The sequence below is a fragment of the Mesorhizobium comanense genome, from assembly GCF_005503535.1.
In the GTDB taxonomy this organism is placed as follows: domain Bacteria; phylum Pseudomonadota; class Alphaproteobacteria; order Rhizobiales; family Rhizobiaceae; genus Mesorhizobium; species Mesorhizobium comanense.
On the sequence record NZ_SCNN01000010.1, the window covers coordinates 123,303 to 149,747 of the forward strand.

Genomic DNA, 26,445 nt, shown 5'->3' on the forward strand with positions numbered 1-26,445 from the left:
GCGATGGACATCTCCTATCACAAGGCATTTGCCCGCAATCTCGGCCGCGACATGGAATACAAGCGCTACGGCCATGCCGGCCGTCCGGTCGTCGTGTTCCCGACCTCGCAGGGGCGGTTCTACCAGTTCGAGGATTCCGGCGGCGTGGGCGCGCTGGCGGAGTTCATCGACACCGGCCGCATCCAGCTGTTCACGGTCGACGGCATCGATTCGGAATCGTTCTTCGACAAGCGTGCCGACGCCGCGCACCGCATCGGCCGCCACGAGGCCTATTTCCGCTATGTTCGCGAGGAAGCGCTGCCCGAATTCGTCGCCGTCGCCGCGCAGGCCAATGGCGGCCGCAAGCTCAAGCCGCTGTTTTCGGGCTGTTCGATGGGCGGCTATCATTCCTCGAACTTCGTCTTCCGCTTTCCTGAATTGGCCAGCGGCGTGATCTCCCTGTCGGGCGTCTATTCAGCCCGCGACTTCTTCGGCAAGGCGCTGGAGGGCGACATCTTCTACAACTCGCCGCTCGACTACCTGCCGGGGATCGTCGATCCGAAGCTCCTGGCCCGGCTGAAGGCGCTGAGGATGATCTTCTGCTGCGGGCAGGGCGCGTGGGAAGAGCGCATGCTGGTCGAGACACGCGCGCTCGAACAGATCCTGCGCGACAAATCGATACCGGCCTGGGTCGACTATTGGGGCGGGGATGTCAGCCATGACTGGCCATGGTGGCACAAGCAACTGGTCTATTTCTTCGGCCGCTGGCTGGATGATGATCTGATGCACAGGCTTGATTGATGAATCAGATAACCAGCCTCGTCATCACCTGACAGAAGCCGAACGCGCTATCCTTCCTGGCAGACCGGCAGAGAAACGGCTTCGTGCTCCGCCGCCGATCCGCGCCGCAGGCCGAGGAAGACGACCAGGGCCGCCAAGGCGGTGATCGCCGCCAGCACGATCAGCAACCTGTCGAATGCCATTTCGTAAGCCTGGACCAGAACAGCGGCGCCTGCCATGGGCAGATGGGCCGCGGTCTCGCCGACATTTCCCGTCACCAGAAGCTGAGCGGCGGTGGCCGCATCTGCAGAAGACAACGTTGCCTGGGTGGCAAGCTGGGCGGCGGTGAAGCCGGACAGGATCGCCATGACGACCGCCAGCGCCACGCCTTCGCCCGCGACGCGGGCCGTGTTGAAAATGCCGACCGCCATGCCGGCGCGCTCGGTGGGTACGACGCTGACGGCCAGCCCGTCCATCAGCCCCCAGGGCAAGGCGATGCCGATGCCGATCAGGGCGAGCGGCGCGATCAGGGCGATGTCGCCCCGTGGCATCAGACTGAGCCATACGAGGCCGGCGGCGGCGACAAACAGACCGATTCCGCAGATGGTGGCCGGAGCGATCCAGCGCGCCGCCTGACCGGCGAGCAGGGGCAGGACCAGCAACGGCCCGGAGAGGCAGATCATCAATTGGCCCGCCCGGATCTCGCTCATTCCCTCGATGGCGATGAAGCGGATGGGCAACAGCACCAGCAGGACGACGAAACCATAGGCGGGTGCTGCCGCCAGGAACTGAACGCCGACGAAGCGCGAGTAGCGGAACAGGCTGAGGTCGAGCATCGGCCGCTTTGCATGCCGCTCGACGACAACGAAGGCAATGAGGAAGAGGCCAGCGACCGCCAGCAACGCGACGACGAGGCGATCCGTCCAGCCGCTCTGCGGCGCCTGCAACACACCGTAGGTCAGCGAGGCCAGCGCGGCCGTGAAGGTGCCGGCCCCTGCCCAGTCGAGCCCCATGGCATCCGGATCGCGTGAATCCCGCATGGCGCGCAGTCCGAGCGCCGCGGCGGCAACAGCAAGCGCTGCGACCAGAACGAAGATCGAGCGCCAGCCGAGTGCCGAGATCAAGAGGCCCGACGCGATCGGGCCGAAGGCAAGCCCGATGCCAAAGCTTGTGCCGAGAAAAGAGAAGGCGCGCAGCCGCGACGGCCCTTCGAACTCCTGGGCAAGCGCAGAGGCGCCGCCGGCGAAGGCCGCGGCACTGCCCAAGCCTTGTGCCGCCCTGAACCAGTCGAACCAGACGATATCGGGCGCCAGCATCGCGCCGAGCGAGGCCAGGACATAAAGGCCGAGGCCGGCGAGGAAAACGCGCTTGCGGCCATGGCTGTCGGCCAGGGCGCCCGCCGCCATCAGACTGGCGCCGAAGGTCAGCATGAAGGCATTCGTCACCCAGTTGAGAGCGATCGGACTGCCGCCGAGATCGGCCGCGATGCGGGAAAGCGCGACGGCCGGCCCGGTAAAGGTCAGCGGCATCGTCATGGCGGCAAGGCAGACCGACAAGAGCACGAGCCATCTGCCGGCTGAGCCGGGTGTGGTCTTCGAGGTCATGGATTTTCCTATCTGAAGCAGCGTGTGCCGGCATGCCGCATGATCTGGCCGCCGGTCTCGACAGCAAGATAGGTCGGCGACATATGCGGAAAAATAGTGTTAAATCTCCTGACATACCGGACAAAAATGCTCGAATGGAGAGGGTTGTATGGACCGCCTCAGTGGCCTTCTGGCGTTTGCCCGCACTGCTGAATTCGGCAGTTTCATTGCCGCCGGACGAGCGCTCGGCATTTCGGCGTCCGCCGTCGGCAAAAGCGTCGCAAAGCTCGAAGAGGAGCTCGGTGTGCGCCTGCTGCAGCGTTCGACGCGGCGGATCGGCCTGACGCAAGAGGGCAAGCTGTTCAACGAGCGGGTGCGCCGCATCCTCGACGATATCGACGATGCCGAGGCGATGCTGTCACGCACGCGGGAGACACCGCGCGGGCGGCTGCGGGTCTCGACCCCGATCGTCACCTACCACCTGCTGTTGCCGGTGCTGTCGGAGTTCATGGAGCGCTATCCGGAGATCGAACTCGATATCGATTTCAACGACCGCATCGTCGATGTCATAGAGGAAGGCATCGATGTCGCCATCCGCAGCGGCCAACTGCCCGATTCACGGTTGGTGTCGAGACCCGTTGCGCCCTTTCGCATGCTTTTGTGCGCGGCGGCTTCCTATCTCGAGCGCCATGGCACGCCCGGCGAGCCGGCGGATCTCGCCAGGCATTTCGGCATAAACTTTCGCTTTCTCAACAGCGGCAGGCTGCTGGAGTGGCCGTTCATTACGGGAAGTGCCGAGCCGCAGATACGCTCGATGCTGACCTGCAACAATATGGAAGCCTTGAAGGGCGCGACGCTCGCCGGACTGGGGATCGCCTGCATGCCCGATTTCCTGGTTTGCGAGGCGCTGCGCGACGGCAGGCTGCGCAGCGTGCTGGACGATCATGTCGACGGCCGTGGCCAGTTCAGGATGCTGTGGCCGTCCAATCGTCACCTCTCGCCGAAGGTACGTGTCTTCGTCGATTTCCTTCCCGACCGGCTCGCAGCGGCGGCCAGCCAGCGAGGCACGGCATAAGGCGGCGGCCCGGCACGGCCTTCGGTCGGCCAGATGTCACGACCTTGTGATGTCTAGATATGAAGGTAGACTTTGAAGTTTACCTTCATATCCGATACGAAGCCGGCATGAAAAATCGGCTGCCTCCGCAACACGACCCTGAAACCGCGCATGCTCTTGCCCTTGCGGCCGAGCTTCGCGTCGTGGCCGGCAGGCTGATCCGGCGCCTGCGTGAACAGGCCGATGACGGCGATCTGACCACGTCGCAGAAGTCCGTGGTGCTGCATCTTGACCGGGAGGGACCGGCGACGGTGACAACGCTGGCGCGCGCTCTCGGAATGCGCCCGCAATCGATGGGCGCCATTGTTTCGGCGCTGCAAGGGGCGGGTCTGGTGGAAGGTGCGCCGGATCCGGCCGACGGCCGGCAGACCTTGCTGTCGCTCACGCCGGCCTGCCGGGACATGATCGCGACCGGACGGGCGGCAAGGCAGGACTGGCTGTTCCGCGCCATCCGATCGAAGCTTGACCGCGACGAGGAGGAGCAGCTCGCGGGCGCGGTCGAACTGCTCAGGCGCCTTGCCGATTTCTGACCAATCGCCCGGCGTCCGACGCGCCGCTGTTCCAATCATCGGAAGGAGAACATGGATGGCAGTCACCACGCTTGACCGGAAGACGGCACTCGTCGTCATCGACCTGCAGAAAGGCATCGTCTCCTTGCCCTCGGTCCATCCGATGGCTGAGGTCGTGCGGCACGCCAGCAAGCTTACCGAAGCGTTCCGCGGTCACGGCCTGCCGGTCGTGCTCGTCAATGTTGCCGGCGCGCCTCCAGGCCGGACGGAGCAGGCGCCTCGCCTGGGAGCCCGTCCCGATGGCTGGACCGATCTTGTCGCCGAACTGAAGCAGCAGCCGGGAGACCATTTGGTGACCAAGCGAACGGCTGGTGCCTTCGTCAACACCGATCTTGAAGCCTGGCTGCTGGGCCAGGGCGTTACCCAGGTGGTGATCGCCGGCGTCGCCACCAGCATGGGTGTCGAGGCGACAGCGCGCCATGCCCGCGACCTCGGCTTCAACGTTACGCTGGCGCTGGACGCCATGACCGATACCAACCTCGATGCTCACGCCAACAGCATCGCGCATGTCTTCCCGAGGCTCGGCGAAAGCGGCACGACGCGGGAGATCATCGCTCTGCTCGAAAACAGGAGTGTCTGACAATGCAATGGATGGACTGCGTGTCCTATTTCTTCGGTGGCGCGGTGCTGACCAATGCCGTGCCGCATTTCGTCAGCGGCGTGATGGGGCGGCCGTTTCAAAGCCCCTTCGCCAAGCCGCGCGGCCAGGGTCACTCCTCTTCGACCGTGAACGTATTGTGGGGGTTCCTGAACATGGCGATCGGCTATCTCCTGGTGCTCCGTGTCGGTGATTTCGATCTGCGATCCACGGCCGATATCGTCGCGCTGGGGCTGGGCACCCTGCTCATGGGCGTGATGACGGCACGCATGTTCGGCCGCTTCAATGGCGGCAATTCCCCGGCCGACGGATGAGCGGTCCGGCAAAAGGCACGTTCCGGTCGCTGGCCAAGTTCAACTACCGGATCTGGGCCGGCGGCGCGATCGTGTCCAATGTCGGGACATGGATGCAGCGCACAGCGCAGGACTGGCTGGTGCTGACCCAGCTGACCCATAACAACGCGACAGCCATGGGCGTGGTGATGGCGCTGCAATTCGCGCCGCAGATCCTGCTGCTGCCATGGACCGGCTTTGCCGCCGATCATCTCGACCGGCGCAGGTTGCTGCTCGCCACGCAAGCCGCCATGGGCCTGCTTGCTCTCGGCCTTGGGCTGCTTACCGTCGCCGGGCTCGTGCAATTGTGGCACGTCTATGTGTTCGCCTTCCTGCTCGGCTGCACCACCGCGTTCGACGCGCCGGCGCGCCAGACATTCGTCTCGGACCTGGTCGGCGAGACAGACCTGTCGAATGCCGTGGCGCTCAACTCCACCTCGTTCAACGTGGCGCGGATGATCGGGCCTGCCGTCGCCGGCGCTCTTATCGCTTCCGTCGGCTCCGGCTGGGTTTTCCTGATCAACGCGGCATCTTTTGCCGCCGTCCTTGCCTCGCTTGGCCTGTTGCGTATCGGCGAGCTTCACCTGAAGGACAAGGCACAGCGCAGCCGTGGCAGTGTTGCCGACGGGTTTGCCTATGTGTGGAACCGTCCCGACCTGAAGGCCATCCTTCTGATGCTCTTCCTGATCGGCACGTTCGGGCTGAACTTCCCTATCTTCATCTCGACCATGTCGGTTTCCGTCTTTCACGCGGGCGCCGGCCAATACGGGCTGCTGACGTCGACCATGGCGATCGGATCAGTCAGCGGCGCGCTGCTGGCCGCCCGGCGCGAGCAGCCCCGCCTGGGTTTTCTCCTGGCGGGTGCCGCGATTTTCGGCTTTGGCTTCAGCCTGGCCGCGATCATGCCCAATTATTGGCTGTTCGGCCTCGCGCTCGTGGTGATCGGCGTCTCGGCACAGACGATGACCACCTCGACGATCGGCCTGGTGCAGCTCTCGACCGATCCTGCCATGCGCGGCCGGGTGATGGCGATCCTGCTCGCCACAACGCTGGGCGGTACTGCTCTCGGCGCGCCGGCGGTCGGCTGGGTGGCCGATGATGTCGGCCCGCGCTGGGCGCTTGGGGTGGCCGCCGTCGCCGGCTTTGCGGCTGTTGTCGTCGGGCTTCGCTATCTCGCGAGGCATCGCCACATGCGCGTCCGGATCGAGGCGGGACGCCTCCGCTTCGACCTCGATGATGGCACCGCCGAGCCGGCCATAGGCTGAATGCGCCGCCAGCCTCCCAACATAAATATGATTACTTAACTCAAGTTTTTCTGGAAACCTCGGCGGTGCTGTGGCATCCCGGCCTTGGCGACGAAGCCAGGACCTTTCGGCGGCTTCGTTTGAACCGCTATCGAAGGATTTCGGCGATGGACCAGTTGAGCGCGCAGACACGGATCAGCGACGAGGCAATCCGGTCGGCGATCGAGCATTTGCGCGCCGAGCACGGCGAATGTGAGATCGAAACCGGCGCTGCCGATCGATGGGAGCTTCGCATGTATTACGGGTCTCTGAGCGCGACGCTTGAAGGCGACGCCATGCTGGTCCGAGTCGCGGCGTCAGATGAAACCTGCCTCTCCTACATGAAGATGACAGTCGCTGGTCACGTCGCACAGCATCTCGGCACCACCGGTGGATTGCGCTGGCAAGGTGACGGCACTGATGCCGGCACGCCGGTGTTCTTCCGCGAGATCAGTGTGGTGTCTTCGAGGCGGATCTCGCCGCACATGCAACGGCTGCGCTTTGCCGGTTCGGATCTCGATCGTTTCACCCATGGCGGCCTGCATATGCGGCTGCTGTTGCCGCCGCAGGGCCGGCGGCCGGTCTGGCCATCCATGGGTGTTGACGGCCTGCTGGTCTGGCCCGGCGGCGAGGACGCGCTCACCGTGCGGGTCTACACGATCCGCGTGATCGACGCGGCAAGCGGCTGGCTGGATGTCGATTTCGTGCTGCACCCCGGCCAGGACACGCCCGCCGCGGTCTTCGCGCAGAACGCGCGGGCTGGGGACGTAATCGGCATGATCGGGCCCGGTGGCGGCGAGGCGCCGGAGGGGCAGACCCTGCTTCTCGTCGGCGACGACACGGCGCTGCCGGCCATCGGCCGGATCCTGGAACACCTGCCGCCGTCAACCCGTGCCGAGGCGCTCATCGAAGTCGACGGCCCCGATGACCGGATCGCGCTGCGGCAAGGCGACAACATCGACATCACCTGGCTCTACCGGCATGGCCGCGAGGCCGGCACCGCCGGCCTGCTGCCGGCTGCGCTCCGGGAGCGCAGCCATGCCGCGCTCGCCGACGGCCTCTTTGTCTGGGCCGGGTGCGAATTCGCCGACTTCCGCGAGATCCGCAGAATCGTGCGCAAGGAATGGGGACTGGCGCGCGACAGGCATCTGGTCACGGCCTACTGGCGTCGCGGCGCCCAGGGCGAGAACGGAGGCGGCGAGGAGTAGCCGCCGCCTGCAAGGATTTGGCTAGAATAGGGAGCGCGGGCTGGCGAAGCCTTTCGGTTGGCTCAGCCCGTCTTGCCGTCAGGCAGCCCGAAGCCACCGACGGGGTGGGTCTCGACCTGGAACTCGAAACCGGCGATGAACGGTCGCGCCTTGGCGATTGCCGCCTGGACTTCGGGGAGTTGCAGCGAGGCCTTGTGGCTTGCCTGATCGGTCCACACTTCGGTCACCCAGATCGCGTCGGCGTCGACCGGGTCGGTGCCGATGATGTAGCTCAGGCAGCCGGGCAGGGCGCCCGTGCTGGCACGTAGCAGATCCAGCACCTCATCACGGTGGCCGCGCGCCGCCCGCATCTTGCCGATCAGTCCGTACATTCCTTGTCTCCCCCTGGAGTTGGCGCGAAAGGAGTTTGCGAGGCGTCAGTATGCCGGTCGCGGCTCACGGCATCAACTGGCCGCCATTGACCTCGATGACCTGGCCGGTGATGTAGCCGCTCAGGAGATCGGACGAGAGGAAGAGGTAGGCGCCGACGCAGTCTTCAGCCGTGCCGGCTCGGCCCTGGGGAATGGTGGCGACCATGCCCTTGATCTGCTCGTCCGTCGAATAGCGGTCGTGAAACGGGGTGAGGATCACGCCGGGCGCCACCGCGTTGACGCGGATGCCGAAGCCGATCAGTTCCTTGGCCATGCCGCGCGTGACGTTGGAGACGAAGGCCTTGGCCGAACCATACAGGCCGGCACCGCCGCCGGCGCCGTTGCGCGCGGCGATCGAGGATGTGTTGACGATGAAGCCGCCCTGCGTCTTCAGCCACGGGATCGCCTTGCGCGAGGCGGTCAGCACCGAGCGCGCGTTGAGATCCATCACCGCGTCATAGTGGGCTTCGGTCTGCTCGGCATAGGGCACGCGGCCGAGCATGCCGCCGGCATTGTTGACGAGGCCTTCAAGGCGCCCGAAATGCCGCGCGCTGTCCTCCACGACACGCTCGACATCGGCGGCCACGGAAAAATCACCCTGGACGAGAAAAACCTCGCCGCCCCGGTCGCGAATGGTCCCGGCCAGTTCCTCGGCGGCGTCACGGCTCGAATTGTAGTGCAGGGCGACGCGGCACTTCTGTTCGGCATAAGCGAGCGCAAGTGCGGCACCGATGCCGGTCGAGGCGCCGGTGACCAGCACCGCCTTGCCGGCGAGATCGGGGATGTTGAGCCCGGAAGGCGTGGTTGTCGTCGCTGGCACTGTGTTCCTCCGGCTTTCGCGTTCGTCCGTCACGGGCGCCGCCACAGTTGCATTCAAGCCGGTGGCGCTTCAAGGCCTGAGATAGACGTAGCCCTGGCTTTGCAGTTCGGCGAGCTTGACGACCCCGCCCTTGTCGGCGGCATGGAAGCCTTCGAGCAGGTCGGCGAGCGAAATATCCATGCCGTGCATCGTGTTGGCGCAGGCCTGCGGCTCGAGCCCCTGCTGCACCAGGCTGGCGAAGCGGCCGGACACAGCGGCCGATATGCCTTTCGACTTGAAGCTGGCCAGGGCAGGCCCATGCACGACCAGCGCGATGTCGACATTGCCGCCGGTGCCCTCATAATGGTTCTTGATGTTGCCGAGCACGAAATTGACCTTGTCCACGTCGCTCAGATGATAGGCGACCTTCAGCCTGGCGGGCTCTGTGGTCGCGGCCTGCACCGCCCGCAAGCCAAGAAACGTTCCGGTTCCGGCAAGGGCCGCACGGAAGATGTCGCGTCGGCGCATGGCGTTCCTCCCTGCATTCCAGCGTGATTTGCGTGGTTCGGGCCGCAATACTAGCATAGATTGACGTTACGTCCTGTCGATGCGGAGGAGGATCACATGGCGTTCAATGGGTGGAAGACAGCGGCAAGTGCGGGATTTGCCGTCTTGTTTGGCGGCCTTGCGGGCTCTGCCCTTGCCGGTGATGCGCTGAAGCTTACCGAACTCAGCCCGAAGGGCGCGGACGCCTGTTTCGGCCGGGTCTATGACGCGGCGCATCTGAAGGCGCATCCCAGGCAGAAGGTGGCGCGGATCTTTTTCTACTATGGCCATGATCCGGTCAGCCATCCGAATGAGGAGCCGGCCGCGAATTCGGATACCTCCTACAATGGCTTTCTCACCACGACGGTTCGTGGCGCCAAGGCGCCGCAATGGGCGGGCGGCTGGTGCAATCATGAGTCCGAGGATGGCAAATCAGGTGCGATCCGGTGCGGCATGGATTGCGACCGCACGCTGGCGTCGCTGAAGGTCGACGACAAGGGCCGGCTGATCCTCTCTGACCTGTCTTCCGACATTTACCTCGATCCGGACTCGGAGGAGCAACTCGGCAAGGCGGAATATGCCAGGCAGGCGCTCGGCCCGGAGGATGACAATTTCCGCCTGGACCCCATGCCGGCGGCAACCTGCCAGGCCGAGTTCGCGCGCATCGATCCGATCGATCCGTCGCTCGGAGCTCCGTTGCGGGAGCGGCTGAAGCCCGACCAGCCTTTCTGCTACGGACGCGACTATGACGCGGCGCATATGGGGTCGCATCCCAACCAGCTGACGCAGTCGATCCGGGTGTTCCGCGGGCCTGTGGAATTGGCATCCTTCGCCGCGGGCGGCGACGCCGCCAATTGGCCTGATGGCGCCGACATTGCCGTCTCGGTCACCACGCGGCAGAAAGGCGCCAAGGTCACGCAGACTTATTCGTGCCAGGGCGAGGCTGACCAGTGGCGTTGCGCGGCGAGCTCGAAGATGAGCGATTTCTCCTGCGACATCGCGCAGAAGGAAATATTCCTCAAGCGCGGCGCTGACGGCACCATGATGCTGGCAAACCCCAACAGCAGCCTGGCAATTGTCGACCTGTGCTCGAAGGCCGCCGACGGCAAGACGAAGTCGGACGACAAGGTCTATCGGCTGCAGCCAATGCCGCAATCGGCCTGCGCGCCTTGAGCATTTCTGGAGGGGTAAATGGATAAGGCAAAGGTCTTTTGGTCTGGCCGATCGCAAGCAGTACGCGTGCCGAAGAAATACCGTTTCGAAACCGGCGAGGTGTCGATCAGCCGCCAGGGCCGAGCGATCGTTCTCGAACCGCTCGCGCAGGATTGGGACTGGCTCGACCGTCTGACTGGACCGCTTGACGATGATTTTGTGGAGGCGGTCTTAGAAGGCCGATAGCGACGAGTTTCCTCGGCGCTGAAGTTTTCGGGAACTACGCCTATCGCCTCGTCATCTTATGGCGGAGCAAGGAGCGAAGCGACGCGGCGCAGACCCCTGGAGCTGCTCTGCAGCCCAAGGGATCCATGCCGGGACTCGGAAGCGCTGCTACGGTGCGGAATTCTGCGCCGCTGCACTCTGCGGCTGAGGTCGCGGCATGGATCTTCGGGTCTCCGCGTCGCTTCGCTCCTGCTCCGCCCGTGGATGACGAAATCGAGAGTCTTCGGCAATTTTCCAGGTCGTGACGGCGAACCTTCTCAGGCAAACGGCACGGCCGTCGTGCCCTTGGGCAGTTTTGCCTCGTCGTCCGGTTCGACATGGATGGTGACGCGCACCGAGGGGATTTCGGCTTTCAGCGCATCCTCGATGCGGTCACAGATGACATGGCTGGCGCCGACCGACATGTCGGCGTCGACGACCAGATGAAACTCGATGAAGGTGGCGCGGCCGGCGATGCGGGTTTTGAGGTCGTGAACCTCCATGGCACCCTTGCAGTTGGCCGAGATGATGTCGCGGATACGCATGTGCTCCGATGTGTCGACGGCGCGGTCCATCAGCCCGTTCATCGACGAGCCAATGACGTGCCAGCCCTGCCACAGGATGTTGAGCGCCACGATCACGGCGAGCGCGGGATCGAGGATGCGCCAGCCGGTCAGGATCGCGCCGACGAGACCGCCGAAGACGCCGATGGAGGTCACAACGTCGGTCATGATGTGGTTGCCGTCGGCGACCAGAGCCGGCGATTTCGCCGCCTTGCCGGCGCGGATCAGCAGCCAGGCCCAGAAGGCGTTGATGGCGGTGGCGACGCCGTTGACGGCAAGACCTTCCCAGGGCTGTTCGAGTGGCGCCGGCGTCTGCCAGGAGCGCCAGACCTCGTTGAGGATCAGAAGCGCCGCGACCACGATCAGCACGCCTTCGAGCACCGCCGAGAAATACTCGGCCTTGTGATGGCCGAACGGATGGTCCTGATCGGCCGGCTTGTGGCTGACCTGGATCGCCCAGAAGGCGGCGACCGAGGCGATGACGTTGACGATCGATTCCAGCGCGTCCGAATAGAGTGCGACCGAGCCGGTCAGGTACCAGGCGACAAGTTTCAGGCCGAAGACGACGGCGGCGACGGTGATCGACCAGAACGCCAGGCTGGCTACCCTTTGCTTGGCCGTGGCCCTGCCGTCCGCGGCCATCGTGTTGCCGGCTTCAGCCATTGCGTCAGGCAGCCTTTTCCTTGGCCTTGCGGGGCAGGTGGGCGACGATGTTCTCGATGATGCGCATGCCGGCATTGTGGCCGAGCGTCATGATCGATTCCGGGTGGAACTGCACGGCCGCAATCGGTTCCTTGCGGTGCTCGAAGGCCATGATGATGCCGTCCTCGGTTTCAGCGGTGACGACGAAATCATCGGGCAGCCGCACCGGGTCGGCGAAGATCGAGTGGTAGCGGCCGACCGTCACTTCCTTGGGCAGGCCCGAGAAGATGATGCCCGGCTTGGAGACGCGGATGCGCGAGGGCTTGCCATGCATCGGGATGTGCAACTGCCTCAACTCGCCGCCATAGGCCTCGGCGAGGGCCTGCAGGCCGAGGCAGACGCCGAAGATCGGCAGGTCGCGGGCGCGCGCCTTCTTGATGGTCGCGGCACAGTCGAAATCCTTCGGCGTGCCGGGTCCGGGCGACAGCACGACAAGGTCCGGCTTCAGCCGCTCGAACACTTCTTCCGGCACCGGTGAACGCACGGTCGAGACATTGGCGCCGGTCTGGCGGAAATAATTGGCCAGTGTGTGGACGAAAGAGTCCTCATGGTCGACGAGCAGGATGTTGACGCCGTCGCCGACGCGCGCGGTGGCGCGCTCGGTGCTGGCGGAATTGCCTGATTTGGCGTCGCGGATGGCGGAGAGCATGGCGGATGCCTTCAGTTCGGTTTCGGCTTCTTCTTCCTCGGGAACGCTGTCGAAGAGCAATGTGGCGCCGGCGCGCACCTCGGCGATGCCATCCTTGATGCGAATGGTGCGCAAGGTCAGGCCGGTGTTCATGTCGCCGTTGAAATTGACCATGCCGATCGCGCCGCCATACCAGGCGCGCGGGCTCTTCTCGTTCTGCTCGATGAAGCGCATGGCCCAGAGTTTCGGCGCGCCGGTGACGGTAACCGCCCAGGCATGCGAGAGGAAGGCGTCGAAGGCGTCCATGCCTTCGCGCAGGCGCCCCTCTATGTGGTCGACCGTGTGGATGAGGCGCGAATACATCTCGATCTGGCGGCGGCCGATGACGCGCACTGAACCCGGCTCGCAGACGCGCGACTTGTCGTTGCGGTCGACGTCCGAGCACATGGTCAGCTCGGATTCGTCCTTCTTGGAATTGAGCAGCTTCAGGATCTGCTCCGAGTCGGAAATGGCATCGTCGCCGCGCTTGATGGTGCCCGAGATCGGGCAGGTCTCGACGCGGCGGCCGTTGACGCGCACGAACATTTCGGGGGAGGCGCCGATCAGATATTCGTTTTCGCCCAGATTGATGAAGAAGGAATAGGGCGAGGGGTTGATCGATTTCAGCTTGCGCGAAATCTCCGACGGCTGCGTTTCGCAGCGCTCGTAGAACATCTGGCCGGGCACGACCTCGAACAGGTCGCCGCGCTTGAACGAATCCATCGCCCGGCGCACGAGGTTGGCGTATTCGCCCGGCTCATGGTCGCCGCGCGGCGGAATACGGTCCGCGGTCGTGAACGGCTCGGCGATCTGGTCGCGCGGCAGTCCCTCCGTGGAGAAGCCGTCGCCCGCATAGTCGTAACGGTCGGTCCAGGCCTTGGCCGAGTAATGGTCGACGACCAGGATCTCGTCCGGCAGGAACAGCACGAGGTCGCGCTGGCTCGGCTTGCGCTCCAGCTTGTAGTCGACCGGGTCGAACTGGAAGGCGAGGTCGTAGCCGAAGGCGCCGTAAAGGCCGAGATTGGCGTCTTCCGCGGTCTTGAACAGGGCCGTGATGGCGCGCAGCACGGTGAAGACCGAAGGCACGCGGCTGCGCTCTTCCTCAGTGAAGACGCGGCCGGGCTTGGCGACATCGAGCCTTATCAGCGTCTTGGACGTTTCGGCGACCGTGACGTCGGCGAGGTTGCCCAGCGTCTTGCCGATGATCGGCAACAGCGTCTCGCCGCGACCGTTCAGCGCCTCGATGCGCATGGCGCGGCCGCGCGCGGAAATGACCAGCGGCGGGTCGATGATGGCGGTGTCCCAGCGCGTGTAGCGGCCGGGATATTCGTAATTCGAGGAAAACACCGCGCCGCGCCGGGAGTTCAGCCCATCGACATAGGCGTCGATCGCACCCGCATAGGGCCGGTCGTGGCGCTCGCGGGTGATGGTGATGCCACCCGCCGTCACGAAGCTTTCAGCGCCGTTTTCCAGAACCTTCATCGTCATTGCCGTCTCCATCAGCTTGTTGGGGCAACGGACCCGGGACTGGCTTGGAAAAACAAATGGCCGCCCGGACTTTCCGTTGCGGCCACCCTCTCTTTCACGCACGCGCGTTCGAACAGGCCGCTGTCAGCAGGCCCACCACCAAATGGTCTTGGTCGAACGCATGTTCATGGGCAAATCCATAGCGGCGAAAAACCGGATGCGCAACTGATTTGAGGGGTCTGTTCGTGGCCGCCGCTTCCCCGGCCCATGGCACATCGCCAGCATCCGCCGCCGTGGCTAGATTGCGCATCCGGTACCGAAAACGGGAAACCCATGACCCAGCAGATCGAGCGTGCACGCACATTCCATGCCCTCCACGTCAAGGGCGACCCTGTCGTGCTCTACAATGCCTGGGATCCGGGCTCGGCCAAGATCGTCGAGAAAGCCGGCGCCAGGGCGATCGCCACGGGAAGCTGGCCGGTCGCTGCCGCATTCGGTTATGCCGATGGCGAGAAAATTCCGCTCGAACTGGCGCTCGACAACATCAGGCGCATCGTGGCGGCAGTCGACCTGCCTGTCACCATGGACCTCGAAGGCGCTTATGGCGTCGAGCCGGAAACCGTCGCCCGCACCGTATCGCTTGCCCTTGAGGCCGGCGCCATCGGCTTCAATTTCGAGGATCAGGTGGTCGGCGGCACCGGGCTGCACGATATCGCCTTGCAGGTGAAGCGGGTCCAGGCCGCTGCCGCCGCCGTCAAGGCATCGGGTGTTCCGGCCTTCCTCAACGCCCGCACGGACGTTTTCCTGAAGGCCAAGCCGGACACGCATGACAAGGCCCTGCTCGACCAGGCGATCGAGCGGGCGCAAGCCTATGAGCAGGCCGGAGCCAGCGGCTTCTTCGCGCCCGGGCTCGGCGATGAACGCCTGATCGAGACGCTGTGCACATCGATAGCGCTGCCGGTCAACATCATCGCGCTGGCGCATGTACCGCCACGCCAGCGGCTGGCCGAGCTCGGCGTCGCCCGCATCAGCCACGGGCCGGTGCCATGGCGGCAGATGGCCGAATGGCTGGAGGCGAAGGCGCGGCAGGCGATTTCGGGGTAGGACGAAAGCTTCTTGTCTTCGTCATCCCAGGGCGAAGCAGGAGCGAAGCTCCGTCGCGGAGACCCTGGGATCCATTCCGTGACCTTGGTCGTGGAGTGCAGCAGCCCAGAATCCTGCACCGTTGTGGTGCACAGATGTCCCGGCATGGATTCCCTGGGCTGCAGAGCAGCTCCAGGGGTCTGCGCCGCGTCGCTACGCTCCTTGCTCCGCCCTAGAATGACGAAGTCGTGGGGTGCTTCGGTAAAAAACCACCAGGCAAAGCCTCCTCAATCCTCCAGCGTGCCCGACCTGGCGTCGGCGCTCTTCCTGTCGCCGGCCAGTTTCAGCAGATCCTCGCCGGCGCGGATGATGCGGCGCGAGCGGCGGGTCAGGATGATGCCGTCCTGCGGCGCGAACACTTCGGTGCGGCCGTCGGCCTCGCCGGGCGCATGCACGATGGTGGCCAGGCGCGCGCCCGTGGCGACGCGGTCGCCCGGTTTCACGTCATAGAGGATGGCGCCGGCGCGCGGCGCCGGCATCATGTCGATGTTTTCCAGCGGCGTGACGATACCCTTGAAGGCGCCGGGCGCGGGCAGGGCGGCATCGGCAATCACGCCGCGCGCCACCAGCAGCCGGTAAAGCCCCTCGGCATCGGCCTTCGCCAAGGCGCCATCGACGTCCAGGATGCCGCGATATTCGACCGTGGTGACGACACGGCGGTCGAGCTTCGCCACGTCGGCGGGGACATTCTGATAGGGCATGATCTGGGCGCCCTCGAACGTGCCATCGGTGTCCTCGCTCCACAGCACCACTGCATCGACGCCCATGGCGGCTGCGCAATCGGCCATGGCAGGCCACAGGCTGGTGTGGATGTAGAGATAGGCAAGGCCTTCGTCATCGCAGTGCAGGTCGATCACCATGTCGTTGCCCAGCGATAGCTGCACGAGCCTGGTCTTCAGCCGCTGGTCGGCGCCGCCATGCGCGGCGTTCGGCAACAGGCTGGCGTCGGGCGCGGCCAGCAGCGGGAAGCCGCGGTTGAAGTTGGTTCGGGTGCCCAGATGGAAACGGCCCTGGTGCTCGCCGAAATGATATTGCGCGCGGCCGATCGGGTTGGCCCAGGGGACGAGGGTGATATTGCCCCGGATGCGGCCTTCGGCTTGCGCCTTGTTCAGCGCCGGCATCAGCGCATCGATGGCGACGACGCCCGGCAATTCGCCGGCATGCAGGGCCGCCTGCAGATAGGCCGAGGGCGCCGCCTTGTCGCTGCCCATGAAGCGCAACACCGGGAATTCGTAGACGACACCGTCGCTGTCGCCGGCGATGCGTTCGATCGATTTCTGCATGACTTCCTCCCTGGGCAATGACAAGTCATGCCCATTTGAAGGCGCCGATGTCGATTGGTCCAGCCCGCCCCGCTATGGGCGCAAGATTGTCCTTGGGACTTGCCGAGGGTCGCGGCCCGTCGGGCGCCGGGAGTTACTCCGCGACGGCTTGCAACGATGCCACCGGCGCACGCCGGTCCAGCGCCTGCGACAGCACCGCCACAGTGACCGCCAGCAAGGCGAGCACCGCGCCAACCAGCGGCAAATGGGCATAGGAAACCCCAGCCGAAAGGGCCGCGCCGCCGATCCAGGCGCCGCTGGCATTGCCGACATTGAAGGCGCCCTGGTTGAGCGTGGCGGCGAGGTTCGGTCCTTCCGACGCCGCCTCGACGACGCGGATCTGCAATGGCGGCACGACGACGAAAATGAGCAGGCCCCACAGGAAGACGACTCCGATGGCGACACTGGCGATGGCGCCGAACTGCATGAAACCGACAAACAGAACCGCCATCAGCAGCAGCGTGCCGATGACCGTCGGCATCAATTTCCAGTCGGCGAGCCGGCCGCCGATGACATTGCCGATGGTCATGCCGGCGCCGAACAGCAAGAGCACCCAGGTAACCGCAGAGGTCGACAGGCCGGACACGTCGGTGAGGTAGGGCTTGATGTAGGTGAAGACGGCGAACAGGCTGGCGGAGGCAAGTGCTGCGATCAGCATCGCCAGCCAGACCTGCAGCTTGCCCAGCACGCGCAATTCGCCGCGCAGGCCGCCGCCGCTCGGTTCGGCGACATCGGACGGCACCAGCCAGGCGATGGCCGCCACCGAGATCAGGCCGATGCCGACCACGGCGAGGAAGGTTGAGCGCCAGCCGAACGCTTCGCCGAGCGCGGTGCCGGCGGGAACGCCCAGAATGTTCGACAGCGTCAGCCCGGCGAACATCAGGGCGATGGCGCTGGCGCGCTTGTTGCGCGGCACGAGGCTGGCGGCCACGACCGAGCCTATGCCGAAGAAAGCGCCATGGCCGAAGGCGGTGAAGACGCGCGCGGCCATCAGCAGCCAGTAGTTCGGGGCGATGGCGCAAAAGAGATTGCCGACGACGAACAGGGCCGCAAGGCCGACAAGCACAGGCTTGCGCGGCAGATGCGCGGTCGCCATGGCAACGATCGGCGCGCCGAAGACGACGCCCAGCGCATAGCCGGTGACCAGCAGCCCCGCCGAAGGGATCGACACGCCGAGATCGGCGGCCACCTCCGGCAGAAGGCCCATGATGACGAATTCGGTGGTGCCGATGCAGAAGGACGCAATGGCAAGCGCAAGGATCGGCAAAGGCATGAGACGTCCAGTCTGAATCGGTTCAATTTTAGACTGCGCGAAGAGCCATGCCAGGCGCAATGCATATTGCCGCATTGCAGCAATGCAGAAAGCTGGGAGCAGATAGGGAACGGGGCGCCCAGACGCCCCGTTGGTTTATCCTTCGCGGGAAACCTTCCCCGTCATGGCGCCTTCGGCAAGGCATAGGCGATGATGTAATCGCCACGGTCCGGCGACTGGCGTGAACCGCCCGCCGAGACGACGACGAACTGGCGGCCGCTTTCGGGCGAGGTGTAGGTCATCGGTGTCGCTTGCGCGCCGACCGGCAGGCGTCCCTTCCAAAGTTCCTCGCCGGTCGCGACGTCGATGGCGCGCAGATAATAGTCCTGCGTGCCGGCGTAGAAGACCAGTCCGCCGGCCGTCGTGACGGGGCCGCCGAGCGAAGGCATGCCGATCGGTATCTGGAGCCCGGTCTTCATGCCGAGCGGGCCGGTGTCCTGCAGCGTGCCGGCCGGAATCTGCCAGACCAGCTTGCGTGATTTCAGGTCGATGGCGCTGATCGTGCCGTAAGGCGGCTGATGGCAGGGCACACCGAGCGGCGACATGAAGCCGTTCTTCAAGGCGCCATAAGGGGTGCCGAGCTGGGTACCCAGCCCGTCATGCGCTGCCGAGGGACCATAATTGTCGGCCACAGCGCGCGGCAGCAATTCGACGAATTGCGGCATGCGGATGTCGTTGACGATCAGATAGTCATTGGCCTCGTCGATCGAGGCGCTGCCCCAGTTCATGCCGCCGTAATAGCCTGGAAACTGCAGCGAACGCGTCGGGCCCGGAGGCGTGAATTCACCCTCGTAGCGCAGCTTCTTGAAACCGATGCGGCAATAGAGCTGGTCGAGAGGGGTGGCGCCCCACATGCGGGCTTCGGTGAACGGCTCGTCGCCGATCGAAGGCATGCCGACCGAATAGGGCTGTGTCGGCGACAGGAAATCCTCCTTGGCGCCGCCGTCCTGCGGCACGGGCTTTTCCTGAACCTCGGCGATCGGCTTGCCGTCGCGGCGGTCGAGCATGAAGATCTGGCCGCGCTTGGTCACCTGGATCAGCGCCGGCACCTTGCCGCCCTTGCCGTCGGGCACGTCATAGAGCGCCGGCTGCGAGGGCAGGTCATAGTCCCAAAGGTCGTGATGCACGGTCTGGAACTTCCAGCGCTCGCGCCCGGTGGCGATGTCGAGCGCGACGACGGACGCGGTATAGTCCTCCGCCGCCTTGGAGCGCTCGGCGCCGAAGAAGTCGGGCGTGGCATTTCCGGTCGGCAGGTAGACCAGGCCGAGCGCGTCGTCATAGCTCGGCGTCGACCATACATTGGGCGTGCCGCGCGTGTAGCTCTGGCCTTCCGGCGGCAATTTGGTGATGGCGGGATTGCCGAGGTCCCAGGCCCAGACCAGTTCGCCAGTCCTGGCGCTGAAGGCCCTGACCGCGCCAGATGGCTCGCCCGTCTCGACATTGTCCCAGACCCAGCCGCCGACCATGATCAGGTCGCGCATGACCGTCGGGGCCGAGGTCTGGAAATAGAAGCCGGCCTTGACCTCGCCCATGCCCTGCTTGAGGTCAACCGTGCCGCCCTGGCCAAAATCCGCGCAGGGTTGGCCGGTCTTAGCGTCGATCTCGATCAGCCGTGCATCGATCGTGGTCATGACGATGCGGCCGGCACAGAGCTGCGACCCCGTGGCCGTCGACACGGCCGGTGCGGCGCCGCTGCTCGCGGCATCGGCCGAAGGCTCGTAATAGCTCACGCCACGGCAGCGCTGCCAAAGCGGCGAGGAGGCCTTGGGGTCGAACTTCCAGCGCGGCTCGCCGGTCTCGGCGTTGAGCGCGTTGATGACGTTCTTAGAAGAGCAGCTGTAGACCGTGTCGCCGATCTGCAGCGGCGTGTTCTGGTCTTCGGCGCCCTTGACCGGAATGTCGCCGGTCCGGAACGTCCAGGCAACTTTCAGGTCTTTGACATTGTCCTTGTTGATCTGGCCGATCGGGGCGTAACGCGTGCCGGCGGCGGTGCGGCCATAGTGGCGCCAGTCCGTGTTGCCGGCGGCAGCGGCGGGAGCCGGGGTCGCGGCGGCTGTAACCGTCTCGCGGATCACGCCATGCGGCTGGAAGGCGTAAGCCGCGGTCGCGATCAGGCCGATCACGAGGACGCCGGCAAGGGCGAAGGGACCGCGCTTGCCGCCGGCCGACGACGGAAACAGCGGCGCCAGCAACAGAGCGATCACCGCCAGCACCGTGGGCGCGACCAGTCGCGGCACCAGCGGCCAGAAGGTCAGGCCTGCCTCCCACAGCGCCCAGGCAATGGTGGCGAGGAAGATGAGGATATAGAGCCAGAAGCCCGCGCGCCGCCGCAAAGCGTAGAGGAAGCCGGAGACGATGATGCCGGCGCCGGCCAGCGCGTAGTACCAGGAGCCGCCGAGACCGATGAGCTGGACGCCGCCATAGAGCAGGGGCAGGCCGATGATCATCAGGATCAGGCCGAAAAGAACGAGCAGCCAGACGCCGCCGGAGCTGTTGGAATCTTGATTTGTCATGTCGGTCCTCACATTTCCGGCTGCAGTGCCTCGCGGTCGCGGCGGCCGGAAAGGGCCGTCAGGGCGATCTGGGAGCTTGGTCGTCGGCATCCGGTTCAGGCGACGGGGGCTTCGCCATCAAAAAGAATTTTATCGCAACCTAATAAATAGGATGTTATCTTTTTCGCCATGCGCAATCAAGACCCGGATAACGCCAGATTTGGCCAACTCGTTATATCAGTCGCGAGGCTGTGGCGGCGCGCGGCCGACAAGGCGCTCGACGATTGCGGCCTGTCGCACGCCACCGCCATGCCGCTGGTGATGCTGTCGCGGCTGGGCGACCATCTGCGCCAGGGCGTGCTCGCCGACCATCTCGGCTTCGAAGGGCCGTCGCTGGTGCGTATCGTCGACCTGCTGGTCGAGGAAGGACTGGTGAGGCGCGTCGAGGACGCCGCCGACAGGCGCGCCAAGATCCTGTCGCTGACCAATGCCGGGCGAAAGCGGGTGACCGAGATCGAGCGCCTGCTGGCGGTGCTGCGCGCCGATCTGCTGAGCGGTGTCGGCGCCGATGAATTGAAGGGCGCCGTGCTCCTGCTCGGCCGGCTGGAGGCGAAGCTGACGGGACCGGACGCCTGATCGGAAAAGGCTTCAGGCCAGCGGCTTCAGCTCCTGCGCGATGGTGACCAACAGTTCCGAGACGGTCGGATGGATGTGGACGGCGCGCGCCAGCGTGTCGACCGGGGCCTTGGCATACATGAGGTCGAGCACGCCGTGCACCGCCTCGTCGCCACCGGGGCCGAGCACCGAGCAGCCGAGGATTTGCCTGGTTTCGGCGTCGACCACGATCTTCATGAAGCCTTGCGTTTCGCCTTTCTCGACGGCCCGGCCGACACGGGTCATCGGCCGCTGGCCGACCAGCGCCCGGCGGCCGGTTTTCTTCACCGCCGCCTCGGTCATGCCGCAGCGGCCGAGCGGCGGATCGATGAACAGGCCGTAGGTCTCGATGCGGTCGCTGACCTTGCGAGGTTCGTTGTCGAGGAGGTTGGCGGCGACGATCTCGTAGTCGTTGTAGGAGGTGTGGGTGAAGGCGCCCTTGCCGTTGCAGTCGCCCATCGCCCAGATGCCGGGCACGCTGGTGCGCAACTGGTCGTCGACGACAACGAAGCCGCGCTTGTCGACTTCGACGCCGGCTTTGTCGAGGCCGAGATCGTCGGTGTTGGGCGTACGCCCCAGCGCCAGCAGCACGTGCGAACCGACGGCCGGCGGCTTGCCGGCCGAGAAGGTGACGGCGATGTCGTTCCCCTGTTTCGCGAAGCCGATGTCGCCGGCGCCGACATGGACGGTGACGCCTTCGTTTTCGAGGATCGACAGGATGGCGGCCGAGACGTCCTCGTCCTCGCGGCCGGTCAGGCGCGGGCTCTTTTCGATAACGGTGACTTCCGAGCCGAAGCGGCGGAACATCTGGGCGAATTCAAGCGAGATATAGCTGCCGCCGACCACCACGAGATGACGCGGCAGGACATCGAGGTCCATCATCGAAGAGTTGGTCAGGTAGTCGATGTCGTGGATGCCGGGCAGGTCGGGCACCGAGGCGCGGCCACCGGTGTTGAGGAAGATCTTTTCGGCGGTCAGAAGGTCGTCGCCGACGCGCACCGTGTTGGCGCTCTCGAAGCGCGCATGGCCGCGATAGAGCGTGCAGCCCTTCATGCCGGCGATCCATGTTTCCAGATTGCCGCGCGCGTCATTGGTGACCTTGTCCTTGCGCGCCTTGATCCTGGCATAGTCGACGCCAACCCGGCCGGAGAAGGTCACGCCATAGTCGGCGGCGCGGCGGGCCAGATGCGCGGCATAGGCGCTGGCGACCATGGTCTTGGTCGGCATGCAGCCGGTGTTGACGCAGGTGCCGCCGACGAGCTTGCGCTCGATCAGCGCCACGCTCATGCCGGCCGCGCTCAACCGGCCGGCCAGCGAAGGGCCGGCCTGGCCGGCGCCTATGACGATGGCGTCGAAGGCTTTCGCGGTCATGCCACCGCCGCCACGATCAGCAGCGCGCCGATGATCGCCACAGCGTCCTCGATCAGGGCTGCGGGAAGGTCCTTGCCGAAAGCAGCGGCCAGCCGGCCACGCACCGCCGCGCCGCCCAGCGTGCCGATGACGGCGCCGATGATGCCGGCAATCAGGCAGACGACGGTGGCGCCGCCGGCCGCGCCGATCACCGCGCCGGTCAAGGCGCCCATGACGATGCGGGCGCCGAATTGTTGCGGCACCTTGCGGCTCGGCGTCGACGGCAACTGGTCGGTGATGAGCTCGACAATGGCCAGGATGGTGAAGATGCCGACGGCGGCCCAATGGCCCATGAAACCAGCCCAGGTGCTGGCGACAGGCAGCCAGCCGAGATAGGCGCCCCAGGCGACAGCGGCCGGCGCGGTCATGGCGCGCAGACCGGCTACGACGCCGATCAGAAGTGCTAAGAGATAGAGCATGTTGATCCCCCTCGATCACCAGGCCGGATGGCCTTGAGACGGCAGGCTATCATAGGCCGTATATTTGGCCAGTACTTGCCCGGGTGCTTTTCTGCTCGCCGTAACTGTGCTTTGGAATGACCCCGAACGGAGGCATTGCCATGGCTGAGAGCGAGCGCGCGAAAATGGCGGCCGGCGAATGGTATACGTGCCTCGATGACGAGCTCGAGACGCTGCGCGGCATCGCCGCGGATGCCGTGTTCGAGCACAACACGCTGCCGCCCCGCCGGCGCGGTAATCTCGGCCCGGGCCTGCGGGCATTGCTCGGCGGCGTCGGCGAGGCCGCCCGCATCGAGGCGCCGTTACACTGCGCCTATGGCTTCAACATCTTTCTCGGCGACGGGGTCTTCCTCAATGCCGGCTGCACCATCCTCGACACGGCGCGTGTGCGGATCGGCAAGGGGACGCTGCTCGGGCCCAATGTGCAGATCTACTGCGCCGAGCATCACAGGCAAGCCGCCGGGCGGCAGGCCGGGCTGGAGATCGCGAGGCCGGTCGAGATCGGCGCCCATGCCTGGATCGGCGGCAGCGCCATCATCCTCGGCGGCGTCAGCATCGGCGAAGGCGCCATCGTCGGTGCGGGCGCGGTGGTGACGCGCGACGTGGCCGCCAACACGACCGTGGTCGGCAATCCGGCGCGGGTGATCAGACGGGGCTGATGCCAGGTCCTGCAAAACGGATTGTCGCTTCAAAACCGTCCTGCCGGTCGGTTGCGGGTGAATTCAGCGCGAGCGTCGCACCGATCTGCTGCAAGATACGACTGACAATAGCGAGGCCAAGGCCGGATCCTGAGACTCGGGTCGCTCCGCGCTCAAACCGTTTGACGAGTTCACTCGGCGCCGCAACCGCTGGACCATCGTTGATGACGCTGAGGCTGGATTCGTCCGTGCGCAGGATCACTTCCGCCCCTTCGGCGCCGTGTCGCAACGCGTTCTCGATGAGGTTGCGCAGGACGATCGCCAGTGCGTCGGTGTCGATGGCTGCATAAAGCTTGACCTGCGTCTCGAGGCGAAGGCGGCCCTTGTACGGGTCATGCCGTTCGAAGTCGGCGGCGACCAGTGCCGCTATCGCCGCGACATCGGTTGGCTTGCCCGCCACTGCCACTCCCGCGTCGGCTCGCGCCAGTTGCAGCAACTTTTCAGACAGGCTGGCGAGATCGTCGAGGGCCGCCTTGATCTGCCGTGGCCGTTTCCTGGCTGCTTCATGGGGAGATTCCGCGATCAACCGCTCCGTCTGGGCCAGCGCGCCCGCGATCGGCGTGCGCAATTCATGCGCGGCATTGGCCGTAAATTCCTTTTCGGCATCCAGTGCCATGTTCAACCGTTGCATCAGGCTGTTGACCGATCTGGCGATGGCGGCGAGTTCGGAAGGAAGCGCTTCGGCCTGGATGGGGGCCAGGTTGTCGCCGTGGCGGGCACTGATCTGCCTGCGCAAGCTGGCGATCGGTCTCAGCGAGCGCGCCAGGGTCAGCCAGGCAACAAGCGCACTTAACGGGATCAGGATCACCATCGGCACAAGGAAGCCGGTAGCGGCCTCGAATGTTTCCTCATCGCGGCGTGCGTCGAGTTCGGCGACCTGGACAAAGATTGTGCCGCTGACCGCCGGTTCGGTATAGACGCGCCACCCGGCCTCTTCAGAGAATCCCCCCGCCAATCGGCTGGTCAGCGGTGCGGCGGGAGCGCCGTAGGAGTGTATGAGGACGCGGCCGGTGCCATCGCGAACCTGAAAGATCATTCGGCCCCCGTCGTCATCGGGAACGGCTTCGGCCAGTCTGCGTGGCGCCTGTGACGCTTCGCGTCCAAACAAGTCGTCGATGACGAGCGGCAGGAGGCGACGCGCCGCCTCGCGCATCGAGTTGTCCATGGCCTCATTAATCTCCCTGTGCAGGGTGATGCTGCCGGTGGCCGCGGCAATCAGTCCGAACACGACCGTCACCAGAAGCAAGGACGTGACGAGCCGGCCAACAAGGCTGCCGGGAATTCTCATGGCGGCGCCAGACGGTAGCCTAGCCCCCTTACCGTGGTGAGGGCATCGCGGCCGATTTTCTTGCGCAGGCGGCTGACATAAACTTCGACGGTATTGCTCTCGATTTCGGCGCCGAAGGCATAGAGCGCATCCTCTATCTGGCCCTTACCGACCGTCATTCCAGGCCGGCGCAGGAACTGCTCAAGCACAGCCCATTCGCGCGATGTCAGCAAGGCTTCCGCGCCGCCGACGAAGACACGGCGGGCGGCATGATCGATTTCGATCGATCCGAGCCGGATCAGGGGGTTGGGGTTTCCCGCATAGCGGCGCGCGACGGCGGCGAGGCGCGCGGACAGCTCCTGGAGATCGAACGGCTTGACCAGATAGTCGTCCGCGCCGGAATTCAGCCCCTCTATCCGATCGGAAAGCTGATCGCGTGCCGTCAGGATGATGACGGGCGTATCGGTGCCCTTGCGGCGTAGCGCCTTCAGAAGCTCCAGGCCCTTGCCGTCCGGCAGGTGCAGATCGAGCAGAATAAGCTCGTAGGATACGACATGCAGGTGGTCGCCGGCTTGATCGAGGCTCATGCTCCAGTCGACGGCATGCCCGTCGGCGACGATATGATCGCGCACCGCTTCGCCAAGCACCAGGTCGTCTTCAATCAGCAGAACGCGCACCCTACCTCCGGTCTTGCAGCCCAGCGCTTCATGCGGCGCGAGGCTGACAGGAAGCTGAATGAAAGCCAATCGCTGCTTTTGAACGATAGAAAGTGTTCAGGTGGCTGTCAGCTTTCGCGGCCAGGGTTCGTGAGATCGGAATTGTCCGATGGAGAACCAAGATGAAAACCCTGATCCTGACGGCGCTGGCCATGACCGTTGCCGCGCCGGTCTTCGCCGCAGACAAGTGCGATGTACCCACCAACCAGTGGCAGCCGCGCGAGGCGTTGCAGAAGAAGCTCGAAAGCGAAGGCTGGAAGGTGCGCAGCATCAAGACCGAAAACGGCTGTTATGAAGCCAAAGCGCTGGACGCCAACGGCAAGAAGCTGGAAGCGGTGTTCAATCCCAAGACGCTCGCGCCGGTCGGTGCCGACTCCGACGACGGCTGATTGTGATGAACTCCGCTTTCTCGACCCGAGAAGCTTCAGTGAAGGTCTGGAGCTCTTACGTGCGCCTGTTTCACTGGTCGCTGGTCCTGTGCGTCGCGGTGGCGTGGCTGTCATCCGGCGAGATCAGGAAGGTGCATGAACTGGCCGGCTATTGTGCCGGCATATTGATCATCTCCCGGCTGATCGCTGGGCTGGCTGGATCCGGATACACGCGGTTCCGCCAGTTTGTGCGCGGACCGCGAAACGTCAGCCTCTATCTTGCCGATGTCAGGCACGGCCGGGAGCGGAGATATCTCGGCCACAATCCGGCTGGTGGCGCGATGGTCGTGGCGCTTCTGACCTGCGTTGCCGGAATTGCCCTGACCGGCTGGATGCAGACGACGGATGCCTGGTGGGGCGTTGCCTGGGTGGAAGACCTGCACAAGATCCTGGGGAATGGCATTCTGGCGCTGGTCGCACTTCACGTTGGAGGCGTGATCCTGGCCAGCCTGCGCCATGGTGAGAACCTTGTCAGCGCCATGATCACCGGCCGAAAACGGGCGCCGTCGCCGGAAGATTTGGCCTGACC

The 26,445-nt window shown here is 65.0% G+C and carries 27 protein-coding genes; 14 read left to right on the plus strand and 13 right to left on the minus strand.

The annotated features are described in order from the left end of the window. The first annotated feature begins 3 nt into the window (after positions 1-3). Positions 4-780: an esterase family protein gene (locus FFS37_RS18430; protein WP_137932382.1), complete on the plus strand. Its 777-nt coding sequence runs from the start codon at positions 4-6 to the stop codon at positions 778-780. A 47-nt stretch (positions 781-827) separates the two neighbouring features. Here the strand turns inward: FFS37_RS18430 and FFS37_RS18435 are convergent, their stop codons facing one another. Continuing rightward, positions 828-2,363, minus strand: coding sequence for an MFS transporter (locus FFS37_RS18435; RefSeq protein WP_137932383.1), 1,536 nt, complete (start codon positions 2,361-2,363; stop codon positions 828-830). Between the two features lie 148 nt (positions 2,364-2,511). On the opposite strand from FFS37_RS18435, the gene FFS37_RS18440 reads away from it, so the two are divergent. The 6 genes from FFS37_RS18440 to FFS37_RS18465 all read left to right on the plus strand — a co-directional run bounded on the left by FFS37_RS18440 (position 2,512) and on the right by FFS37_RS18465 (position 7,446). Next, the gene (locus tag FFS37_RS18440; RefSeq protein ID WP_137932384.1) at positions 2,512-3,417 is read left to right on the plus strand and encodes a LysR substrate-binding domain-containing protein; all 906 of its coding nucleotides are present in this window, start codon (positions 2,512-2,514) and stop codon (positions 3,415-3,417) included. A gap of 107 nt (positions 3,418-3,524) precedes the next feature. Beyond that, the gene (locus tag FFS37_RS18445; protein ID WP_137932385.1) at positions 3,525-3,986 is read left to right on the plus strand and encodes a MarR family winged helix-turn-helix transcriptional regulator; all 462 of its coding nucleotides are present in this window, start codon (positions 3,525-3,527) and stop codon (positions 3,984-3,986) included. 55 nt (positions 3,987-4,041) lie between these two features. After that, positions 4,042-4,605, plus strand: coding sequence for a cysteine hydrolase family protein (locus FFS37_RS18450; protein ID WP_137932386.1), 564 nt, complete (start codon positions 4,042-4,044; stop codon positions 4,603-4,605). Positions 4,606-4,607: 2 nt separating this feature from the next. Next, positions 4,608-4,937 (plus strand): hypothetical protein, encoded by a 330-nt coding sequence (locus tag FFS37_RS18455; RefSeq protein ID WP_137932387.1) that lies wholly within the window; start codon positions 4,608-4,610, stop codon positions 4,935-4,937. After that, a complete protein-coding gene (locus tag FFS37_RS18460; protein ID WP_137932388.1) occupies positions 4,934-6,220 on the plus strand; it encodes an MFS transporter in 1,287 nt (428 codons plus the stop codon). Before FFS37_RS18455 ends, FFS37_RS18460 begins: the two co-directional genes overlap by 4 nt. 146 nt (positions 6,221-6,366) lie before the next feature. Beyond that, positions 6,367-7,446, plus strand: coding sequence for a siderophore-interacting protein (locus FFS37_RS18465; RefSeq protein WP_137932389.1), 1,080 nt, complete (start codon positions 6,367-6,369; stop codon positions 7,444-7,446). 62 nt (positions 7,447-7,508) lie between these two features. On the opposite strand, the gene FFS37_RS18470 is transcribed toward FFS37_RS18465, so the two are convergent. The 3 genes from FFS37_RS18470 to FFS37_RS18480 form a co-directional block, all read right to left on the minus strand. Then, a complete protein-coding gene (locus FFS37_RS18470) occupies positions 7,509-7,817 on the minus strand; it encodes a putative quinol monooxygenase (RefSeq protein ID WP_137932390.1) in 309 nt (102 codons plus the stop codon). Positions 7,818-7,881: 64 nt separating this feature from the next. After that, a complete protein-coding gene (locus tag FFS37_RS18475; RefSeq protein WP_137932391.1) occupies positions 7,882-8,676 on the minus strand; it encodes an SDR family NAD(P)-dependent oxidoreductase in 795 nt (264 codons plus the stop codon). Positions 8,677-8,745: 69 nt separating this feature from the next. Then, positions 8,746-9,183 (minus strand): DsrE family protein, encoded by a 438-nt coding sequence (locus FFS37_RS18480; protein ID WP_137932392.1) that lies wholly within the window; start codon positions 9,181-9,183, stop codon positions 8,746-8,748. Between the two features lie 96 nt (positions 9,184-9,279). Here FFS37_RS18480 and FFS37_RS18485 point away from each other — a divergent pair, with 96 nt between their 5' ends. Both FFS37_RS18485 and FFS37_RS18490 read left to right on the plus strand, forming a co-directional pair. Then, positions 9,280-10,374, plus strand: a complete 1,095-nt coding sequence (locus FFS37_RS18485) for a hypothetical protein (protein WP_137932393.1) — start codon at positions 9,280-9,282, stop codon at positions 10,372-10,374. An 18-nt stretch (positions 10,375-10,392) separates the two neighbouring features. Then, positions 10,393-10,599 (plus strand): antitoxin, encoded by a 207-nt coding sequence (locus tag FFS37_RS18490; protein WP_137932394.1) that lies wholly within the window; start codon positions 10,393-10,395, stop codon positions 10,597-10,599. Between the two features lie 296 nt (positions 10,600-10,895). Here the strand turns inward: FFS37_RS18490 and FFS37_RS18495 are convergent, their stop codons facing one another. Beyond that, positions 10,896-11,843, minus strand: coding sequence for a cation diffusion facilitator family transporter (locus FFS37_RS18495; RefSeq protein ID WP_137932395.1), 948 nt, complete (start codon positions 11,841-11,843; stop codon positions 10,896-10,898). Between the two features lie 4 nt (positions 11,844-11,847). Then, complete coding sequence (locus FFS37_RS18500) at positions 11,848-14,037, minus strand: anthranilate synthase (protein ID WP_137932396.1); 2,190 nt, start codon at positions 14,035-14,037, stop codon at positions 11,848-11,850. A 312-nt stretch (positions 14,038-14,349) separates the two neighbouring features. On the opposite strand from FFS37_RS18500, the gene FFS37_RS18505 reads away from it, so the two are divergent. After that, the gene (locus FFS37_RS18505; RefSeq protein WP_137932397.1) at positions 14,350-15,120 is read left to right on the plus strand and encodes an isocitrate lyase/PEP mutase family protein; all 771 of its coding nucleotides are present in this window, start codon (positions 14,350-14,352) and stop codon (positions 15,118-15,120) included. 266 nt (positions 15,121-15,386) lie between these two features. Here FFS37_RS18505 and FFS37_RS18510 read toward each other — a convergent pair whose 3' ends face one another. From FFS37_RS18510 to FFS37_RS18520, 3 genes are all read right to left on the minus strand, one after another. Next, positions 15,387-16,442, minus strand: a complete 1,056-nt coding sequence (locus FFS37_RS18510) for a M14 family metallopeptidase (RefSeq protein WP_137932398.1) — start codon at positions 16,440-16,442, stop codon at positions 15,387-15,389. A 133-nt stretch (positions 16,443-16,575) separates the two neighbouring features. After that, complete coding sequence (locus FFS37_RS18515; protein ID WP_137932399.1) at positions 16,576-17,754, minus strand: MFS transporter; 1,179 nt, start codon at positions 17,752-17,754, stop codon at positions 16,576-16,578. Between the two features lie 161 nt (positions 17,755-17,915). After that, positions 17,916-20,306: a membrane-bound PQQ-dependent dehydrogenase, glucose/quinate/shikimate family gene (locus FFS37_RS18520; RefSeq protein WP_137932400.1), complete on the minus strand. Its 2,391-nt coding sequence runs from the start codon at positions 20,304-20,306 to the stop codon at positions 17,916-17,918. Between the two features lie 168 nt (positions 20,307-20,474). Here FFS37_RS18520 and FFS37_RS18525 point away from each other — a divergent pair, with 168 nt between their 5' ends. Beyond that, complete coding sequence (locus FFS37_RS18525; RefSeq protein ID WP_137932401.1) at positions 20,475-20,921, plus strand: MarR family winged helix-turn-helix transcriptional regulator; 447 nt, start codon at positions 20,475-20,477, stop codon at positions 20,919-20,921. A 12-nt stretch (positions 20,922-20,933) separates the two neighbouring features. On the opposite strand, the gene FFS37_RS18530 is transcribed toward FFS37_RS18525, so the two are convergent. Together FFS37_RS18530 and FFS37_RS18535 are read right to left on the minus strand one after the other, a co-directional pair. Then, positions 20,934-22,310, minus strand: coding sequence for an FAD-containing oxidoreductase (locus tag FFS37_RS18530; RefSeq protein ID WP_137932402.1), 1,377 nt, complete (start codon positions 22,308-22,310; stop codon positions 20,934-20,936). Then, positions 22,307-22,768 (minus strand): DUF4126 domain-containing protein, encoded by a 462-nt coding sequence (locus tag FFS37_RS18535; RefSeq protein WP_137932403.1) that lies wholly within the window; start codon positions 22,766-22,768, stop codon positions 22,307-22,309. The genes FFS37_RS18530 and FFS37_RS18535 overlap by 4 nt, the downstream gene beginning before the upstream one ends. Before the next feature lie 140 nt (positions 22,769-22,908). On the opposite strand from FFS37_RS18535, the gene FFS37_RS18540 reads away from it, so the two are divergent. Then, positions 22,909-23,466 (plus strand): sugar O-acetyltransferase, encoded by a 558-nt coding sequence (locus tag FFS37_RS18540; protein WP_137932404.1) that lies wholly within the window; start codon positions 22,909-22,911, stop codon positions 23,464-23,466. Here FFS37_RS18540 and FFS37_RS18545 read toward each other — a convergent pair. Both FFS37_RS18545 and FFS37_RS18550 read right to left on the minus strand, forming a co-directional pair. Next, complete coding sequence (locus FFS37_RS18545; RefSeq protein WP_137932405.1) at positions 23,453-24,793, minus strand: ATP-binding protein; 1,341 nt, start codon at positions 24,791-24,793, stop codon at positions 23,453-23,455. The genes FFS37_RS18540 and FFS37_RS18545 overlap by 14 nt on opposite strands. After that, positions 24,790-25,449 (minus strand): response regulator, encoded by a 660-nt coding sequence (locus FFS37_RS18550; RefSeq protein ID WP_137932406.1) that lies wholly within the window; start codon positions 25,447-25,449, stop codon positions 24,790-24,792. The genes FFS37_RS18545 and FFS37_RS18550 overlap by 4 nt, the downstream gene beginning before the upstream one ends. 161 nt (positions 25,450-25,610) lie before the next feature. Between FFS37_RS18550 and FFS37_RS18555 the strand changes: the two genes are divergently transcribed. Together FFS37_RS18555 and FFS37_RS18560 are read left to right on the plus strand one after the other, a co-directional pair. Further along, the gene (locus FFS37_RS18555) at positions 25,611-25,877 is read left to right on the plus strand and encodes a PepSY domain-containing protein (protein WP_137932407.1); all 267 of its coding nucleotides are present in this window, start codon (positions 25,611-25,613) and stop codon (positions 25,875-25,877) included. Between the two features lie 5 nt (positions 25,878-25,882). Beyond that, a complete protein-coding gene (locus FFS37_RS18560; RefSeq protein ID WP_137932408.1) occupies positions 25,883-26,443 on the plus strand; it encodes a cytochrome b/b6 domain-containing protein in 561 nt (186 codons plus the stop codon). Positions 26,444-26,445: the final 2 nt, after the last annotated feature.

Excerpts from the sequence above, each read along its gene's own strand:
- FFS37_RS18430 (WP_137932382.1), top strand. The coding sequence starts at position 4 with ATGGACATCTCCTATCACAAGGCATTTGCCCGCAATCTCGGCCGCGAC.
- FFS37_RS18435 (WP_137932383.1), bottom strand. The coding sequence starts at position 2,363 with ATGACCTCGAAGACCACACCCGGCTCAGCCGGCAGATGGCTCGTGCTC.
- FFS37_RS18440 (WP_137932384.1), top strand. The coding sequence starts at position 2,512 with ATGGACCGCCTCAGTGGCCTTCTGGCGTTTGCCCGCACTGCTGAATTC.
- FFS37_RS18445 (WP_137932385.1), top strand. The coding sequence starts at position 3,525 with ATGAAAAATCGGCTGCCTCCGCAACACGACCCTGAAACCGCGCATGCT.
- FFS37_RS18450 (WP_137932386.1), top strand. The coding sequence starts at position 4,042 with ATGGCAGTCACCACGCTTGACCGGAAGACGGCACTCGTCGTCATCGAC.
- FFS37_RS18455 (WP_137932387.1), top strand. The coding sequence starts at position 4,608 with ATGCAATGGATGGACTGCGTGTCCTATTTCTTCGGTGGCGCGGTGCTG.
- FFS37_RS18460 (WP_137932388.1), top strand. The coding sequence starts at position 4,934 with ATGAGCGGTCCGGCAAAAGGCACGTTCCGGTCGCTGGCCAAGTTCAAC.
- FFS37_RS18465 (WP_137932389.1), top strand. The coding sequence starts at position 6,367 with ATGGACCAGTTGAGCGCGCAGACACGGATCAGCGACGAGGCAATCCGG.
- FFS37_RS18470 (WP_137932390.1), bottom strand. The coding sequence starts at position 7,817 with ATGTACGGACTGATCGGCAAGATGCGGGCGGCGCGCGGCCACCGTGAT.
- FFS37_RS18480 (WP_137932392.1), bottom strand. The coding sequence starts at position 9,183 with ATGCGCCGACGCGACATCTTCCGTGCGGCCCTTGCCGGAACCGGAACG.
- FFS37_RS18485 (WP_137932393.1), top strand. The coding sequence starts at position 9,280 with ATGGCGTTCAATGGGTGGAAGACAGCGGCAAGTGCGGGATTTGCCGTC.
- FFS37_RS18490 (WP_137932394.1), top strand. The coding sequence starts at position 10,393 with ATGGATAAGGCAAAGGTCTTTTGGTCTGGCCGATCGCAAGCAGTACGC.
- FFS37_RS18495 (WP_137932395.1), bottom strand. The coding sequence starts at position 11,843 with ATGGCTGAAGCCGGCAACACGATGGCCGCGGACGGCAGGGCCACGGCC.
- FFS37_RS18500 (WP_137932396.1), bottom strand. The coding sequence starts at position 14,037 with ATGACGATGAAGGTTCTGGAAAACGGCGCTGAAAGCTTCGTGACGGCG.
- FFS37_RS18505 (WP_137932397.1), top strand. The coding sequence starts at position 14,350 with ATGACCCAGCAGATCGAGCGTGCACGCACATTCCATGCCCTCCACGTC.
- FFS37_RS18510 (WP_137932398.1), bottom strand. The coding sequence starts at position 16,442 with ATGCAGAAATCGATCGAACGCATCGCCGGCGACAGCGACGGTGTCGTC.
- FFS37_RS18515 (WP_137932399.1), bottom strand. The coding sequence starts at position 17,754 with ATGCCTTTGCCGATCCTTGCGCTTGCCATTGCGTCCTTCTGCATCGGC.
- FFS37_RS18520 (WP_137932400.1), bottom strand. The coding sequence starts at position 20,306 with ATGACAAATCAAGATTCCAACAGCTCCGGCGGCGTCTGGCTGCTCGTT.
- FFS37_RS18525 (WP_137932401.1), top strand. The coding sequence starts at position 20,475 with ATGCGCAATCAAGACCCGGATAACGCCAGATTTGGCCAACTCGTTATA.
- FFS37_RS18530 (WP_137932402.1), bottom strand. The coding sequence starts at position 22,310 with ATGACCGCGAAAGCCTTCGACGCCATCGTCATAGGCGCCGGCCAGGCC.
- FFS37_RS18535 (WP_137932403.1), bottom strand. The coding sequence starts at position 22,768 with ATGCTCTATCTCTTAGCACTTCTGATCGGCGTCGTAGCCGGTCTGCGC.
- FFS37_RS18540 (WP_137932404.1), top strand. The coding sequence starts at position 22,909 with ATGGCTGAGAGCGAGCGCGCGAAAATGGCGGCCGGCGAATGGTATACG.
- FFS37_RS18545 (WP_137932405.1), bottom strand. The coding sequence starts at position 24,793 with ATGAGAATTCCCGGCAGCCTTGTTGGCCGGCTCGTCACGTCCTTGCTT.
- FFS37_RS18555 (WP_137932407.1), top strand. The coding sequence starts at position 25,611 with ATGAAAACCCTGATCCTGACGGCGCTGGCCATGACCGTTGCCGCGCCG.
- FFS37_RS18560 (WP_137932408.1), top strand. The coding sequence starts at position 25,883 with ATGAACTCCGCTTTCTCGACCCGAGAAGCTTCAGTGAAGGTCTGGAGC.